This is a genomic window from Mangrovibacterium lignilyticum, assembly GCF_010882175.1.
GTDB lineage: Bacteria > Bacteroidota > Bacteroidia > Bacteroidales > Prolixibacteraceae > Mangrovibacterium > Mangrovibacterium lignilyticum.
The window spans coordinates 327,736-343,042 of the sequence record NZ_WKLH01000001.1 but is presented as its reverse complement, the minus strand read 5'-3'; the positions used below and the strand labels follow the sequence as shown (position 1 = coordinate 343,042).

Here is a 15,307-nt window from a genome sequence, read left to right as displayed (position 1 = left end):
TATATTGAGAATGCTTTTGATGTTAGAGCTGTTTCCTTAATTGCTACTGGTAATTGGATCGAAGTCAGCAATGTTGTGAACGATTCCCTTGCTGATTTTTGCCGCGCCTTTATTAATCTCCCGGCAGAGCAGGTTATAGATTGTTTGTACCCAGGCATCATCGGCATTCAGGCTTTCAGTAAAGTGAAAATCGGATCCACCTTTTTCTTTAAACAGATCCTTGTATTGCTCGCCAATTTCGAGGGTTGTTTCCAAGCAGTCGGCCACAAATGACGGTGATAAAACGAGTAAATTTTTGGTTCCGGTTTGGGCCATCTTCTCGATTGTCGCGTCAGTATATGGTTTTATCCAGGGATCCTTCCCTAAGCGGCTTTGAAATGACGTGGTGTACTTCTCTTTCGGAAGTTTCAGTTGCTCAGCAATCAGCCGCGATGTTTCGAAACAAGCCGAACGGTAACAATAGCGCTTTTTATTTCCTTGTTTACAGGTATCGCCCTGGCAATGCTCACAATGAACCACGCCGTTTTCGTTCATGTTGTCAAGGTGTCGCTCGGGGATCCCGTGGTAACTAAACAGAATATGATCAGGACTGTATTTTTTGATATCTGTTTTTAATTTGTCGGCAAAATTGCCGATGTATTGTTTGTCGTCGTGATAGCTGTTGATAAACTGGATGTTCGGAATAACGTTCCATTTAGAAACAATCTCCATCACCTTTTCGGCAACTGAACCTGTTGTGGCTGAAGCATATTGTGGGAAAAGCGGGAAAATGATTATTTCCTCGACATTAGCTTGCCTTAGCTTTTCCAGTCCGGATTGGATGGATGGATTTTGATAACGCATTGCCAGTTCCACAACGACTGAGTTGTCAAACTTTTTATTGAGTTTTCCGACTAGTTCCTGTCCGTAAACCATTAGCGGAGAACCTTTGTCGAGCCAAAGCTTTTTATACTCGTGAGCAACTTTAGGGGCACGGAACGGCACAATGATGCAATTCACCAATAACCATCTTTTCCATGTGTCAATGTCGATTACCCGCCCATCCATTAAAAATTCGCGCAAGTATATGCCCACATCTTTTTTATTGTAACTGTTAGGCGTTCCCAAGTTAACAACTAATACCCCTGTCTTTTTCATATTGCATTTTTTGAGTCGCAAATACCTGCATCATCCATTTTAAATTTTGAACAGTCAGGTTTTCGGTTAGAGCCGAAAACTTTTCCTTTGCCGTTTCTTTAACAAGTTTACCACTAATTCGGTTTATCAATCGCTCCAATTCAATTTCGCTAAATTGTTGCTTCAATTTGTTGTTGTTTAAATATTCATTCAATAATTGAGCTGTGGTTTGCTTATGCGCTCTTAAAAAAGTGCGCACTTGTCGCTTTTGGTACCACAGCGAGAATTCATTCAGTTCATTGGCGATCAGCTCTTCAACTTGCTGACGGGCCAATTTATTTTGTCCAACTGAACCACTAATCAGGTCTAAACTAAACAGTTTATTGTGATCACCATTTGCAATGGCCCTATCAATATTTGCCGGCATCGCCAAGTCGACCATGATTTTTCTCCTTTGTGATTTACTCATTCGTTTAATCAGCTTGGGGCGATTGCTTACAGCAGTGATTAGCGCATCAAATTCGTCAACGTTATTGTTTTCAACCTCTTGCCAATCGAACGTTTCGATATTGTTTTGGGCTGCTAATAATACGGCTTTTTCGTGTGTTCTGTTTGCAATGAAAACCTGCTGAAAAGCAAATTTGGGTAGAAATCTGAGTATCTGGCCGCCTATATCTCCGGCTCCAATGATCAATAGTTTTTTGGAATGAAGATTGCTTTTCCCAAATTCTTCCGCTATTAATTTGAGGGCTTTATAAGCAGTGGACTGTGTCCCTTGGTGAAATTTGGTTTCATTCACCACTCGCTTGTGAGTCTTAAACAGCGATTGCATGGCACGCTCCAATAGCGAACCTCGCATGTTTAATTCGATGCTGTTAAACCAGGCTTCTTTAATTTGCCCCAGAATCTGACCATCACCGACGATTGCAGAATTTAGTCCGTTGGCGACATGCAACAAGTGGCAAAGTGTTTCGTTCGTTGAGTTACTATATTGAAACAAGCCGGTAGCTTTGGAGGAAGTTTCTTTTAAAGTATTGCTGATGAAAAAATCCCGGATCTCTGCAGCAGTTGTTTCTACCGATTCAACGTAAATCTCAGTCCGGTTGCAGGTCGATAAAACCATTGACCCACTAATGTCCCGAAAGCGTTTCCTCAATAAACCATACCACTGAAACTGCTGGATTTTAGTCAAATGAAAGCACTCGCGGTCGGCGAGGGATGCAGTATGGTGAGAAGTGCTGATATATTTGAGTGATTTTTCCATGGTCTTTTTTTACAGAAGGCTCGGGAAAACCGTTGTGACTTCTGATGAAATTTAAGGGATTTATTTTTAATTACCTAATGCTTTTAGCAGTTCGATGCCGTAAGTTGCAGAGGTTACAGCATCCTTTAGGTGCAATACACATGTGGTTCATAGAGATAGGAAATTGATTTATATATCCGATTGGTACTTGCTCTCAATAGCTGAAATAAATGCAGAGGTAATACTCGTTTTCCTCCCAAAAAATTAGTAGTTTGGCAAGACAAATAGGAGGCGAATTCCCTGAATTTTGATTTTGAAATTCGCCTGCTAAATCGTATTAATCAAAAATTAAACAATTCGTAGTAACATGAAAAAGATCTTATTGCTGGCTGCGTTGATCATTTCAGTGGTGGTAGTTTCGGCTCAGTCAACCTATAAATATGTAATAATCCCAATCGTTGTACCCGAGATTGGAAACGGTATCGATCCGAGTGGGGTTAGTTCTTCATTGCAGAAAGCATTGAGCAAAAAATCGATTGAATGTGTATTTGAAAGTGCAGAACGGCCTGCCGATTATTGTGAAGCCCTGACTGCAGTAATTGAGAAAGAAAGTTCGCTTTTACGCAATAAAATTTCGATCAAGTTGCGTGATTGTATGAATCGTGTGGTTTGGGAGAACGCAGGAGTTGGAATGTCCAAAGAGTTTCGCGAGGGATATGCTGAAGCGATTGAAGATGCCTTGAAAGATTTTAACGAACTGCCCGCGATAAAGTATGCTCAAAGTCAGGTGGCGACTACTGTACCAGTAGCGGCAGCTGTTGTACCCGCAACTGTAACTCCGGAGCTTCCAGTGGTGGAAGCCACAGAACAAGTTTCTGATTATACACCTCAAAATATTTATTTCAACGAAAAATACCTGGTGGATTATGTGAGTACGGCAAGTGGCGACCGCAAGCTGATTATCTTAAACGGAAACTCGCTGGGGTATGAAAAAATGCAGGACATTGCGACTTTAGTGTCTTCAGATTTACAAGGGATTTATACGGTGAAATTTATGCAGCCAAACGGTGATGTTTGGACGGGTGTTGCGAACGAAACGAGCTCGGAACTTAAGATCTCCATCTCTCGGGGAGATGATCGAACGGTGATAACACTACAAAAACAATAAAAGATTGAGAGCTGCCTGATTTGGCAGCTTTTTTTTTTACTCAAAACGCGAATACAGCCAGGCTTCCATGAGTAAACTTCCTTGCTCATCATTTACATAAAAAAGGTTTGCCGAAAACTCTTTGTCATCAAAGAGGCGGCTGAACATGTGGGAACTTAAAGTAACGCCGTTCGGTAGCGTCATTTTTAAAACAAATTTTTGAAAATCAAGTTTCCCGATTTGTTGAACGCTGGAGGCGGTATCAATTTTAGCGTCCGGTATTTGTTCTGCAAATGTTTGGTACAACTGATTGTCAACGGATTGACAGTGAGATTTGTAATCACCCTGTTTATTCACGTCATAAGGCTGCCAGTTCGATTCAAAGTAATTGTAATCGTTGATTTTAAACGCCAATATCGTTCTTGGGGGCGTTTCTATTCCCGGCGAGTCAGCAGCGATACTGTCTGGAATACCTTTTTGCAAATCCCATACAGCAGGTTCAATTTCTTCGTAACCCGGCGGAATGTCAATATCCCAATTGAAATCGGGGCTGTGAAAAGAAGACTTTTCTGTTTCCGTTTGAGCCCAAAGCATTATCGGAAATATCGTGACGATTAAAAATGCAGTGAAGGATTTTCTCATGAAATAACGTGTAAAAATGTGTCGCAAGTTACGAATTCTTAGTGGCAGGCTTTCTTAAAAAGACTTTGCGAACTTTAAATAATGTCAAAAAAAGGAGGGAGGATGAAATCCGTTGATCTCCGTCCTCCCTGGTTCTAATTTCTTTACAGCGTTTTATGTGTCCCGTCGCAAAAAGGTGGATTGTCCGTTTGTTTGCATCGGCACCAAAAAACGGTTTGTTTGGTGTCTATTTTGACTTCCATTGGTGTAAACTCGGTCACCTTGTGCGAACCATCGCAAAACGGCTGATTCTTACTCAACCCACACCTGCACCACCAATAAGTGCCGGGTTCCATCTCCAGCATGACCGGGCTTTTCTCTGCAATTTTTCCTTTTTTCATAGTTATTCGTTTTCCGTGTTTCTAATATTTAGTGTTCTATCTTGTAGGCAACAACCTGGTTGTCGAAAAAGGTAGGAACCAACAATAACTTGAGTTCTTTGGCATAAAATAAGTCTGCCGTATTGAGGTTTTCAGCCGTTGAATCCCACATTTTGGTTAAAGTTCCGTCTTCTAGGTAGAAGATTCTGCCGACCCAGTTTGAGAACACAAAATTGTCGTGTTCATCTTTCGCCAGTCCGTCAATTCCCTGGCAACCTTCCTGAATGAATTTAACATTCTTGGTTTTAATATCAATTTCCTTAATGACTTCGGAACCTGCGTACAGTTTCCCGTTTTCGGTATACAACCCATTGGTTTGCAAAAAATCATCTCCTTCCAGCCAAACCGAGAATTTCCCGTCCTTCAACACGTGGATTCTTCCCGTATGGTTGTCCGAAACGAAGATCATGCCGTTCATGCAAGCGGCAACATCATTCAGAAAAACGGCATTTGGTGCCGGATAGCGATGGCTAATTTCAGCCTTGGCAATGTCAATTTCAACGAGTTCGTCTATATCGGAAACATATAATTTACCATCGAAAATCGCCATTCCTTTTGGGGCATTTAAGCCGGTAACCCATTTCATTTGCTTAATGCTGCCGTCGGTATTCAATAGCGAAATAAAGCCGTTCCCATCTTTTTCGGTAGGATTACCGTTGATGTTGGCGACATACAGAATATTATTTTCCGGTTGGTATAGTACAGACTCAGGAGTTTTCATTTGCGGGCCTGTTCGCCACACTTCAACTAACTTTTGACTATGAACCTGACCGACACAACTAATAAATAGCAGGATGATTAAAAGATACTTGGGCTTCATATTGTTTCTTGTTAAGTTTACTTCTTTAAACAAGAAAGACTTTGGTCTGTTCAAGCAGATCATATTCTACTCACTCAGCTTTTAATGTTATAATTAATATTTCAAATATCACACAAATGAAAATTTATGCACTGGCCGCCGTGTTCCTCGTGACACTTTTAAGCGCATGCCAATCAGGTTCTAAAAAAGTTGCTCTATACGTAGGAACATATTCTGTTGAAAACAGCGAGGGAATTTACCGTTATCAGTTCGATACGGTTACTGGTGATTTAATCGAAGAAAACGTAACTCCCAATTTGGAGAATCCTTCTTTTATAACGATTTCGCCGGATCAAAAATACCTTTATGCTGTGAGTGAGGTCGACAATTATAATCACCTGGACAGTGGCTCTGTGACGGCTTATCGGATTGAGAAAGATGGCAGCCTGACCAAGTTGAACCAAGTGGCAACTTTAGGTAATCATCCTTGTCATGTTGCTGTTTCACCCGATGGAAAAGCTGTGGTTGCTTCGAATTACACGAGCGGGAGTATCAGTATTTACGAAGTTAATAATGACGGGTCGTTGGAGGATCATCCACAATTGATTCAACACGAAGGCACTGGGCCTGATACGGTTCGCCAACAAGGGCCTCATGCCCATTCTTCACAATTTAGTGCTGATGGTTCCAGCTTGATCACCGCTGATTTGGGAATTGATAAACTGTTGTTTTGCGTATATAATTCGGATTCTGCGAAATACGTTCCCGCAGAACAGCCCTTTGTAGAAATGGCCCCGGGAGCAGGTCCCCGTCATTTTGCTTACACGGCTGATAGCGAGTATATTTATGTCATGACAGAAATGGCATCGAGCGTCAGTGTCTTGAAAAAAGTGGGAGACGGATATCAATTGATTCAGAGTGAATCGAGCTTGCCTGCCGATTTTACCGGTACGAAGGCCGGAGCCGATGTTCATTTAAGTCCTGACGAACGCTTTGTCTATTGCTCAAACCGCGGACTAAACAGCATTGCCGTTTTTGAACGCAATGTGGAAGACGGAACGGTCAAGTTGATTCAAAATGAATCGGTACAAGGGCAGTGGCCCCGGAATTTTGCGCTTTCACCCGATGGGAAGTTTCTGTTAGTTGCGAACCAGCACAGTGATAATGTGACCATTTTCAGCAGAAATGAAGCAACAGGACTAATAACTTTCACCGGGAAAAGCTTTGATATTCCCAGCCCTGTTTGTTTGAAGTTTCTGGTTCAATAAAATTTTGTTACAGAACGCTTAACTTTTTTGCATATAGCTTGTTTCCCATTTTAAACTGCAACATTATGAAGAAATATACCTTGGGTCTACACCTTATTTGGCTTGCTGTTGTCTTTCTTGGAGGATGTTCTAACGGGACGGGGCAATTGAGTGAGAAAGAACACGAATTGGCCGTTAAAAATTACCAACAGTTTTGCGCTGGTTGTCATGGACAAAATCTGGAGAAGTTCGAAAAGAAAGAATGGATGTATGGCGACAACCTGGAGAGTGTGGTCAACAGCATTACGAATGGTCGTGAGGAAATGGGAATGCCCGCTTTTGGAGTTGCCTTTTCAACTGACGAGATAAAAGCGTTGGCTAGTTACGTGCAAAAAGGATTGCCGGAGAACAAAGACGACTTAAAACCGGCACTTTCGGGAAATGACAAAATGGAATCGGAAGTGCAGGCATTTATTGTCGATACTGTTGTAACCGGGTTGGATGTTCCATGGGGACTTGAGTTTTTACCCAATGGGGATCTTCTAATCTCCGAACGATCGGCCAAATTATACAGGTTCACGAATAATGAGCTTCAGGAAATAACAGGGCTACCTGAAATAATGGTGAAAGGACAAGGAGGGCTGTTGGACTTGGAACTTCACCCGGATTACGAAAATAATGGCTGGTTGTATTTTACCTATTCCGGCTATGCTGATGATAATAAAGACGAAGGCTGTACCAATGTTATGCGGGCCCGTTTGGATGGGAACAAGCTGGTTGATCAGGAGGAGATTTTTAACGGGACACCGGATTCAAATCGGGGTCAACACTGGGGTAGTAAGTTGGAATTCGATCGGGATGGTTATCTGTTTTTCGGTGTTGGAGAGCGCGGTAATCGGGATGAGAACCCGCAGAATCTGACTAATCATGCAGGGAAAATTCATCGTATTATGGATGATGGCTCGATACCTCCGGACAATCCGTTTATCGATACTCCCGGAGCGATCCTGTCAATCTATTCATACGGGCATCGCAATCCGCAAGGCACCTGTATGAATCCGGAAACCGGCGAGATTTTTGAAACCGAACACGGCCCGATGGGAGGTGATGAGCTAAACCTGATTAAGCCGGGATTGAATTACGGCTGGCCGGTTATTTCGTACGGGATAAATTATAATGGCACTAAATTTACCAACATTACAGAAAAAGAAGGGATGGAGCAGCCGCTGACCTATTGGGTGCCTTCCATCGCTCCTTGCGGAATGACCTTTGTAAAAGGAGATCGCTATCCGAACTGGAAGAATAACATTCTGATTGGGTCACTGCGTTTTCACTACCTGGAGCGAGTTGTTTTGGAGGGGTACGAAGTGACGCATCACGAGAAATTACTGGAAGGTATCGGGCGGGTGCGAAATGTTGAAATGAGTCCGGATGGATTCATTTATGTAGCTATTGAAAACCCCGGCAAAATACTGAAGTTGGTTCCGGTAAATTAAATCCAGAATAAACGAATGAAACAAGAATGTTAGGTCGGCTGCTCAGAGGCAGACCTGACATTTTTTATCTAAAAAAGAAAACATTAAATGATAGTTTGGAAAGTTCTTCTGTGGATTGCTGTGATAGCGCTGGTTCTTTTGGTAGCCATCTTTGTAGCGATCAAGTTGAATCCTGCGTTTGGTGGAAAGCTAAAAGGTGAACGGTTGATAAGGGCTCAGCAGTCTTCGAATTTCAGAGACGGTAAATTTCAAAACCCGGTTGAAACGGAGATGCAAACCGATGATATGCCTTTTTTCAAAGTTATGCGCGAATTTTTCTTTGTGAAGGGAGATCGGGTTCCTGACCGTCCGATACCGGTGGTTCCGCTCGACGCTGAAAATTTCAAAGAAAAGCCTGGTCGTGCTCGCATCACCTGGCTCGGGCATTCCACTTTAATCATCGAAATTAATCATCAGCGTATTCTGGTTGATCCGGTCTTTGGCAAGCGAGTTTCTCCCTTTTCTTTTTTGGGAACCAAAGCTTTTGATTACAGTCCGACTTACAGTTTGAAAGATTTACCGCCCATTGATTTAGTCCTTATTTCACATGACCACTACGACCACTTGGATTACGAAGTGATCAAGCAACTGAAGGATTCGAAAGTTCCTTTTGTAACCGCTTTGGGAGTCGGCGCTCATTTGGAATATTGGGGAGTTCAAGCTGACCGCATTACCGAACTGGATTGGTGGGAGTCCTATACGTTTGCAGGCTCGGTTCATCTGACCGCGGCTTCTGCCAGACATTTTTCAGGTCGAGGATTAACGAACCGTTTTTCGACCTTATGGGCTTCGTGGATAATTGATGGCGGCGATGAGAAATTGTTTTTCGGAGCGGACTCGGGTTATTACCCGGGCTTCAAAACCATTGGCGAAAAATTCGGTCCATTCGACCTGGTGATGTTGGAATGTGGCCAATACAGCCGTTACTGGCCGTTGATTCATATGGCTCCCGAAGAAACATACCTGGCAGCCAACGAACTAAAAGCAAAAGCTTTATTGCCCATTCACTGGGGGAAATATAAGTTGAGCATTCATCCCTGGAAAGAACCGGTTGAACGCTTGTTGAAAGCAGCTGGTAATGATTCCGTTCGGATAGCAACTCCGCGAATCGGTGAACGCTTTCAAGTCAGTGAGCCGCTTCCGGCAAACCGGTGGTGGCGCGAGATTTAAATCTTATTTTTGTGTTGGTTGTTTCCGATACTTCTTTCTTCTGTCTGCCTTCATGAAAGCCATCGGGTTGTAGAAAATCCGGTCGCGTAATTCGGCTTGTCGTGTTAGTCTCCATTTTTGAATTGCAGTGAGGACTCGTCTTAAAACATCAAAATAGAGGGCGACGACTAAGAAACCTGTGAGAAGCCAGATGACCATCAAATTGAAGATCTCAGTTGGTATTTTGAACGGTCCTGCATATTTATAAGCTGCATAAAAATGGGCTCTTCCGTTGTTTTCGAAAGGAAGTCGGTAGATTGGTTCATCTCCCTGGTGAATCAGGTTGTTTGAAATATAGAGTTTGTTTTGCGAATATTTGTCGCGGAGCAGAAGTTCCAGTTTTTTATTGGTGTGATTGTTTTTTAACTCCTGCAACTTTTCCTGATCGTTACCCATTTTTTTCAGCAACCATTCGTATTTGGCATTTAATTGATCGTTGCTTTTCGTGTAGAATTGTTGATAGGCTTTCTGCGCCTGTTTCAGGTAGCGGTTGAGCGCAGGATAGGGAAGTGCTCCGACTTCGTTTGTATTTAACGCGCTTGTTGCTTCTATTATTGTGTCTGAAGGAGACACCACCTGGTTAATTTCATCCAGCGAATTGTAGAGCAAGGCATTGAGTTGGGAAGCTTTTTTTGTTTCGTTATTTTCGACCAGGTTTTCATGAGCCTTAATGAGTTTCTGAACTTCAGGAATGAAATAATAAGCATCGAAACCCCATTGGTTTTTTTCCAGTTCTTCCTGAAACAGATATTTTCGATACGAATTGTTGGTGTATTGATTAACAGCCAGTGCTTCGTACGACCATCTCGAAACCATCGCATCGCCGATTAGCGGCGTGTGGTCGAAGCTGCTGATTGAATAGTGCATTTTATTGAAGTCGACAATAACACCACTTAAAAGAAGTTGCGGCACCAATAGCAACGGGATCATAACATAAATGGCAACTGCAGAGTCCAGGCCTGCCGATAAATTCAAACCCAGTAGATTGGCAAAACAGGCGGTAGAAAAGAGAATGGCCCAGCTTCCCAATGTCAGATCAGTGATCTCAAGCAGGTAATTTCCAATCAGTACAAAGGTTAAAACCTGGACGGCGGAAAGCAGAAAGAGCATGATGATTTTAGAGGCAAAATAGGCTCCTTTACTCAGGTTCAGAAATTCTTCCCGCTTCCTGATTTTCCGATCCTTAAAAATCTCTTCTGCACTAATACTAAGTCCAATAAATAAAGCGACAACCACGCTCATAAATAGGTAAGCCGGTATGTTGTCGTTCTCGCTGAAAAGGTATTCTCCCTGATAGGTGTATTTAGTGAAGAAACCCAGAATAACAGCTAAAATAGGCGCTTCGAGCAAAGCAATCGCCAGATATTGCCGGTTTGATCGTTTCGAAGCAAAATCGCGCAGAACAAACAGCTTAAACTGGGTCCACCACTTGGGCTTTTTGAAAAGCCCATCCGGAAATTTTTGCTTTTTAACCGGGTTGGATTTCATGAAATCAATAACGCGCGGCTCTACTTTTTCCCGAAAGTTTTGATACCATTCTTCCGGCGACATTTTCCGGCGACGAATGCTTTTCCCGAACGGGTCAACCATGCGGGCTTCGATAATGCGCAGCGGTTGCTCGGTCTTCACATTACCACAGCTCATACATTCGCTTTCGTCCGGATTGATGTAGTTCGCCTGGTGTTTGAAATAAGTGATCGACTCCATCGGGTTACCGAAGAAAACAACACGGCCACCTTTGTCCATGACAATAATCCGATCGAATAGCTTGTAAATATCGCTGGCTGGTTGGTGGATGTTTGCAAAGACCAGTTTGCCTTTCAAACACTGCCTTTTGAGCAGGTACATGACCTTTTCCGAATCGGCAGAGCTCAATCCTGATGTCGGTTCATCAACAAATAAAATAGACGGTTCACGCATCAATTCCAAGGCAATGTTGAGGCGTTTACGCTGCCCACCGCTAAGGATTTTTTTCAAGGGACTGCCAACAACCAGGTCCCGGGCTTCAACCAAATCAAAATCAATCAGCGTTTGTTCAATGATGGCTTCAATCTTTTCATCGTCCATGTCGCCGAAGCAGAAGCGGGCGTTAAAGCGCAGGTTTAGATACACTGTAAGCTCTTCTAGCAAAAGGTCATCCTGAGGAACATAACCGATGACACCCATCAGTTTTTCTTCATTTTCAGGATCCTGGATGTCGTACCCGTTGATGGTTATTTTTCCGCCGCTTGGTTTCAGTTTCCCGTTCAGAACATTTAGTAGGGTTGTTTTTCCAACGCCACTACCGCCAAGTATTCCAACCAGATCGCCCGACCGTTCCTGGAAACTGAGTTCGTGCAAACCATACACCCGTTTATTAAACCTGTATTCAATGTTTTCGGCATTAAAAACGATTAACGGCTTACCAACATTCTGGATAAACCGGGTCATCACACTGCTGTAATAAATCGGAATAATACGCGATGTTTTCAGTATTCCACCAGGTGGGAAAATGTACATCCGTTGCTGGGCTAAGCGATGTCCGTTCAGGTATAAATTTCGGGGACCGTTGTATTTGAAAAAGAGGGTGTTTATGCTCGGAATACGAATGAATTCAATATCAACTTTTTGATTTTCGCGGTACAGATGTTTTACATCCTGGTCCTCGTACTCCGAATTCCCATTAACGACAAACAGCCAATCCTTTTCTTTGACCTTGGTAATTGAAAAGAGTGCAAACCGGTAAAAATTGTCGTATTCCTTGGGGTCAATATTTAGTCCGAGGGCGACAACGTGCACCATTTTCAGGTCTTCGATATTGAGCCCCTTCGCTTTGTTGATGAAATTGAAGAGCTGGTTGACAATCATGAACCGGATGTTCAGGTCATAATTGAAACTAATGTCGCTACAGATTTGCTTGAGGTACTTTTTGTTGACGAATCGTTCGCCTTCACCTTCATCTTCGTAAAAAAATTCCCGGTGATCGATGTGGTAGTAAGCGACGAAATCGCGGTACATCGTAAGATACTTGTCGACGAGTTCCCGGTTGAAATTTTCCTTTAAGTAGGACTCAACCAAGGCCATGTTTTCCGATGATAACCGATTGCGATAGTCGGTTATAATCGCAAACAATTTGATTAGCGTTTCAATAATACCTTCGTACATACACGGCAATTTTAACAAAATAGGGTCTTTGTAGCCGGTCAGCAGCGGTTACAAAAACCCTATTGTTATCGAATAAAACTGAATTACTGCACGTATGCTGCTCTGATATTACTTACAGTCTCTGTCAGTTTCAATACTTGTGTCTCGGTCATTGCAGTTGAACCTTCTTCCAATGCATAGATTGCATTAATGCTTTGGATATCCTTGTAAACATCCTTCAACATTTCAGAATCCTTTAAGGGTTCCATCATTTTTTCCATATCCACTAAGGCCTCTTTTTGGAAAATGATCGCTTCAATAATTTTAGGATTCTGGAAGGTATTTTCAGAAATATGTGTGGTCAGATAAAGACCTTCAACAACTGATCCGGTCAATACCAGGTAAGACAATTCGGTACGGCCTTGTTTGTTGAGGTATGAATAAGCATTTTGGAACATTCCGGTTACGATCTCAACCAGTTTTTCTTTATTGTCCAAATTTGCATCAATCTCATCAGGCAAATTTTCGTCAAAAGCAGAAGTAAAGTCCAATTCTCTAATTAGATTTTCGCATGAGGTAAAGTAGGCTTGAACTTCTGATTTTTGATTGTAGGTGGTCGCATAAGCCAGGTCAGCAGTATAAATACCGAGGTTCAGGGCTTTGGCTTTTTCTTCAAAATAGCTTTCCGCTTTTTCCGGATCGTTGGAAATACCTACGATAAAGCTGGCTTCAATTGAGTTCAGCATGTTGGTCACTTCAAAAGTTGAAGGAAGTGGGTAAGTATATTCTTCGATTTCCTTTTTGATGGCTTCTTCGGCTACTTCGGCAGTGTCTTTTTTGGGTGATTTGCCAGTGCAGGATTGAAATACAGGAGACAGAAATCCAGCGAGAAGAGCCAGAGAAACTAGTTGGTATGTTCTTTTCATATTCATTGGTGATAGTTTAATATTCGTTTTTGGTGAATTAGCTCTCAATCATTTGCAATGTAATCGGGCAATACATGCTGAATTGCCTGATGTAGCTCGTGATTTTGTGCTAAAAATAATATAAAAATATTGGCCTGTAGAAAAATGAAACTGATTTTTTCAGAAAGTTAATGAACAGTCAGTGGGTGATCCCGATTAACTTTCAAATTGGTCGATTTTTAGCTCGTTATTTAGCCTGATGCAGAATCATTTGCCGGAGTGGTTATTCGGGCAATGCGGGAATGAATGATCCGAAGGCTGATAGGGACAAAAAATCACGATTAACGCAGTAATACCGGCTATTGCAGAACGAATGCTTCTTATTTTGAACTAATCAGCCGGATGAATTCTTCGCGCGTGGCAACGCGTTGAAAGGCGCCGGTGAAATCGGAAGTGGTCGTCACCGAATGCTGTTTTTGAACCCCACGCATTTGCATACACAAGTGTTGAGCTTCAATAACGACGGCAACGCCCAGCGGGTTTAGGGTTTGTTGAATGCAGTCTTTAATTTGACTGGTCAAACGCTCCTGTACCTGCAGGCGACGGGCGAAAGCATCAACCACACGAGCGATTTTGCTCAGACCGGTAATGTACCCATCGGGAATGTAGCCTACATGTGCTTTGCCAATAAACGGGAGCATGTGGTGTTCGCACATGGAATAGATCTCGATATCTTTTACGATCACCATCTGGCTGTAATCTTCGCGGAACATCGCTTTGCGGATCATCGCTTCCGGGTCCTGGTCGTAGCCCTGAAGCAAAAATTGCATGGCTTTGGCTACACGTACCGGCGTTTTTTGCAAACCTTCTCGGCTGGTATCTTCACCCAATAGGTGAATGATGCCGGAATAATGTTCGCTAATTTGATCGGTCAGTTTCTCATCAAAGCGATCAATGCGTTGGTAACCGCTAAAATCTCCGTTATATGAATCTTCCATGTTTGTATTTGTAAGTTCCGGGAAACCCGGTTTAGGTCCACAAAGATAAGAACATTATCAGATAGATGGCAAATTGCCCGATGCAACCCTTGCGGCTCCGGAATTTTTTGCAATTATTTATCGCGGGTGAAAACCCACTTGTTACCATTGGTTAATTCGTTGTTCAAATGGTAGCCTTCCATATCAAAAGCTTTAAGCTCTTCCGGGTTTGTAATCTTGTTTTCAACCATAAACCGGCACATTAACCCGCGTGCTCTTTTGGCGTAGAACGAAATGATCTTATATTTTCCGTCTTTGTTGTCTTTAAACTCCGGCGTAATGATTTTCCCTTTAAATTTCGATTGGTCGATTGATTTAAAGTATTCGACTGACGCTAAATTAATCAAGACACCATCGTTCTCGGCCATTAGCGCATTGATCTTTTCAGTGATTTTGTGTTGCCAGAATTGGTACAAATCCTTACTCTTTTCGACGGGCAGTTTGATTCCCATTTCTAAACGGTAAGGCTGAATTAAGTCGAGGGGTTTCAGCACGCCGTAAAGACCGGAGAGAATTCGCAGATGATCCTGCACAAAATCAAATTGCTCTTCCGAGAAAGTATCTGCTTGTAGCCCCGAATACACATCACCGTTGAAAGCCAAAATAGCCTGCTTGGCATTTTCGGGAGTAAATGGCGGCGCCCACGACAGGTTTCGATCGACATTCAGGCTGGCCAATTTGGCGGAAATCCCCATCATCTTAACCAAATCATTTGTTTTCAGCTTTTTCATCACCGAGTTGAGCTTCGTTGACTCGGCAAGAAAATCAAGCTCCGAATGTTTTTGAGTAACCGGTTTTGTTTCGAAATCAAGTGATTTTGCTGGTGAAATAATAGCGATCATTATAAAGCCTTCCTGTTTAATTTAATTGTGGAAACAAATGTGA

At 42.6% G+C, this 15,307-nt stretch carries 13 protein-coding genes; 4 read left to right on the top strand and 9 right to left on the bottom strand.

The window, feature by feature from the left end:
* Nucleotides 1-36 precede the first annotated feature (36 nt).
* Both hemH and GJV22_RS01180 read right to left on the bottom strand, forming a co-directional pair.
* Nucleotides 37-1,137: a ferrochelatase gene (hemH, locus tag GJV22_RS01185; protein ID WP_163707527.1), complete on the bottom strand. Its 1,101-nt coding sequence runs from the start codon at nt 1,135-1,137 to the stop codon at nt 37-39.
* Nucleotides 1,109-2,380: a glutamyl-tRNA reductase gene (locus GJV22_RS01180; protein WP_163707523.1), complete on the bottom strand. Its 1,272-nt coding sequence runs from the start codon at nt 2,378-2,380 to the stop codon at nt 1,109-1,111. Before GJV22_RS01180 ends, hemH begins: the two co-directional genes overlap by 29 nt.
* Before the next feature lie 346 nt (nt 2,381-2,726).
* Here GJV22_RS01180 and GJV22_RS01175 point away from each other — a divergent pair, with 346 nt between their 5' ends.
* Nucleotides 2,727-3,527, top strand: a complete 801-nt coding sequence (locus GJV22_RS01175) for a hypothetical protein (RefSeq protein ID WP_163707521.1) — start codon at nt 2,727-2,729, stop codon at nt 3,525-3,527.
* 36 nt (nt 3,528-3,563) lie between these two features.
* On the opposite strand, the gene GJV22_RS01170 is transcribed toward GJV22_RS01175, so the two are convergent.
* The 3 genes from GJV22_RS01170 to GJV22_RS01160 all read right to left on the bottom strand — a co-directional run bounded on the left by GJV22_RS01170 (nt 3,564) and on the right by GJV22_RS01160 (nt 5,387).
* Complete coding sequence (locus tag GJV22_RS01170; RefSeq protein ID WP_163707519.1) at nt 3,564-4,148, bottom strand: hypothetical protein; 585 nt, start codon at nt 4,146-4,148, stop codon at nt 3,564-3,566.
* A 143-nt stretch (nt 4,149-4,291) separates the two neighbouring features.
* Nucleotides 4,292-4,528 (bottom strand): CDGSH iron-sulfur domain-containing protein, encoded by a 237-nt coding sequence (locus tag GJV22_RS01165; protein ID WP_163707517.1) that lies wholly within the window; start codon nt 4,526-4,528, stop codon nt 4,292-4,294.
* A 28-nt stretch (nt 4,529-4,556) separates the two neighbouring features.
* A complete protein-coding gene (locus GJV22_RS01160) occupies nt 4,557-5,387 on the bottom strand; it encodes an NHL repeat-containing protein (protein WP_163707516.1) in 831 nt (276 codons plus the stop codon).
* Nucleotides 5,388-5,503: 116 nt separating this feature from the next.
* Here GJV22_RS01160 and GJV22_RS01155 point away from each other — a divergent pair, with 116 nt between their 5' ends.
* From GJV22_RS01155 to GJV22_RS01145, 3 genes are all read left to right on the top strand, one after another.
* Nucleotides 5,504-6,634: a lactonase family protein gene (locus tag GJV22_RS01155; RefSeq protein ID WP_163707514.1), complete on the top strand. Its 1,131-nt coding sequence runs from the start codon at nt 5,504-5,506 to the stop codon at nt 6,632-6,634.
* A 65-nt stretch (nt 6,635-6,699) separates the two neighbouring features.
* Nucleotides 6,700-8,109, top strand: a complete 1,410-nt coding sequence (locus tag GJV22_RS01150; RefSeq protein WP_163707512.1) for a PQQ-dependent sugar dehydrogenase — start codon at nt 6,700-6,702, stop codon at nt 8,107-8,109.
* Between the two features lie 87 nt (nt 8,110-8,196).
* Nucleotides 8,197-9,318, top strand: a complete 1,122-nt coding sequence (locus tag GJV22_RS01145; RefSeq protein ID WP_163707510.1) for an MBL fold metallo-hydrolase — start codon at nt 8,197-8,199, stop codon at nt 9,316-9,318.
* Between the two features lie 3 nt (nt 9,319-9,321).
* On the opposite strand, the gene GJV22_RS01140 is transcribed toward GJV22_RS01145, so the two are convergent.
* The 4 genes from GJV22_RS01140 to yaaA all read right to left on the bottom strand — a co-directional run bounded on the left by GJV22_RS01140 (nt 9,322) and on the right by yaaA (nt 15,264).
* The gene (locus GJV22_RS01140; RefSeq protein ID WP_163707508.1) at nt 9,322-12,501 is read right to left on the bottom strand and encodes an ATP-binding cassette domain-containing protein; all 3,180 of its coding nucleotides are present in this window, start codon (nt 12,499-12,501) and stop codon (nt 9,322-9,324) included.
* A gap of 83 nt (nt 12,502-12,584) precedes the next feature.
* Nucleotides 12,585-13,406 (bottom strand): hypothetical protein, encoded by an 822-nt coding sequence (locus tag GJV22_RS01135; RefSeq protein WP_163707506.1) that lies wholly within the window; start codon nt 13,404-13,406, stop codon nt 12,585-12,587.
* 359 nt (nt 13,407-13,765) lie between these two features.
* Nucleotides 13,766-14,383 carry a GTP cyclohydrolase I FolE gene (gene folE / locus GJV22_RS01130; RefSeq protein ID WP_163707504.1) on the bottom strand — a complete coding sequence of 206 codons (618 nt, stop codon included), beginning with the start codon at nt 14,381-14,383 and terminating at the stop codon, nt 13,766-13,768.
* A 113-nt stretch (nt 14,384-14,496) separates the two neighbouring features.
* Nucleotides 14,497-15,264, bottom strand: coding sequence for a peroxide stress protein YaaA (gene yaaA / locus GJV22_RS01125; protein WP_163707502.1), 768 nt, complete (start codon nt 15,262-15,264; stop codon nt 14,497-14,499).
* Nucleotides 15,265-15,307: the final 43 nt, after the last annotated feature.

What these genes read in the sequence shown, in the direction of transcription:
- GJV22_RS01170 (WP_163707519.1), bottom strand. Translation starts at nt 4,148, where the DNA reads ATGAGAAAATCCTTCACTGCATTTTTAATCGTCACGATATTTCCGATA.
- GJV22_RS01160 (WP_163707516.1), bottom strand. Translation starts at nt 5,387, where the DNA reads ATGAAGCCCAAGTATCTTTTAATCATCCTGCTATTTATTAGTTGTGTC.
- GJV22_RS01155 (WP_163707514.1), top strand. Translation starts at nt 5,504, where the DNA reads ATGAAAATTTATGCACTGGCCGCCGTGTTCCTCGTGACACTTTTAAGC.
- GJV22_RS01180 (WP_163707523.1), bottom strand. Translation starts at nt 2,380, where the DNA reads ATGGAAAAATCACTCAAATATATCAGCACTTCTCACCATACTGCATCC.
- GJV22_RS01135 (WP_163707506.1), bottom strand. Translation starts at nt 13,406, where the DNA reads ATGAAAAGAACATACCAACTAGTTTCTCTGGCTCTTCTCGCTGGATTT.
- GJV22_RS01175 (WP_163707521.1), top strand. Translation starts at nt 2,727, where the DNA reads ATGAAAAAGATCTTATTGCTGGCTGCGTTGATCATTTCAGTGGTGGTA.
- hemH (WP_163707527.1), bottom strand. Translation starts at nt 1,137, where the DNA reads ATGAAAAAGACAGGGGTATTAGTTGTTAACTTGGGAACGCCTAACAGT.
- GJV22_RS01145 (WP_163707510.1), top strand. Translation starts at nt 8,197, where the DNA reads ATGATAGTTTGGAAAGTTCTTCTGTGGATTGCTGTGATAGCGCTGGTT.
- GJV22_RS01150 (WP_163707512.1), top strand. Translation starts at nt 6,700, where the DNA reads ATGAAGAAATATACCTTGGGTCTACACCTTATTTGGCTTGCTGTTGTC.
- folE (WP_163707504.1), bottom strand. Translation starts at nt 14,383, where the DNA reads ATGGAAGATTCATATAACGGAGATTTTAGCGGTTACCAACGCATTGAT.
- GJV22_RS01165 (WP_163707517.1), bottom strand. Translation starts at nt 4,528, where the DNA reads ATGAAAAAAGGAAAAATTGCAGAGAAAAGCCCGGTCATGCTGGAGATG.
- GJV22_RS01140 (WP_163707508.1), bottom strand. Translation starts at nt 12,501, where the DNA reads ATGTACGAAGGTATTATTGAAACGCTAATCAAATTGTTTGCGATTATA.
- yaaA (WP_163707502.1), bottom strand. Translation starts at nt 15,264, where the DNA reads ATGATCGCTATTATTTCACCAGCAAAATCACTTGATTTCGAAACAAAA.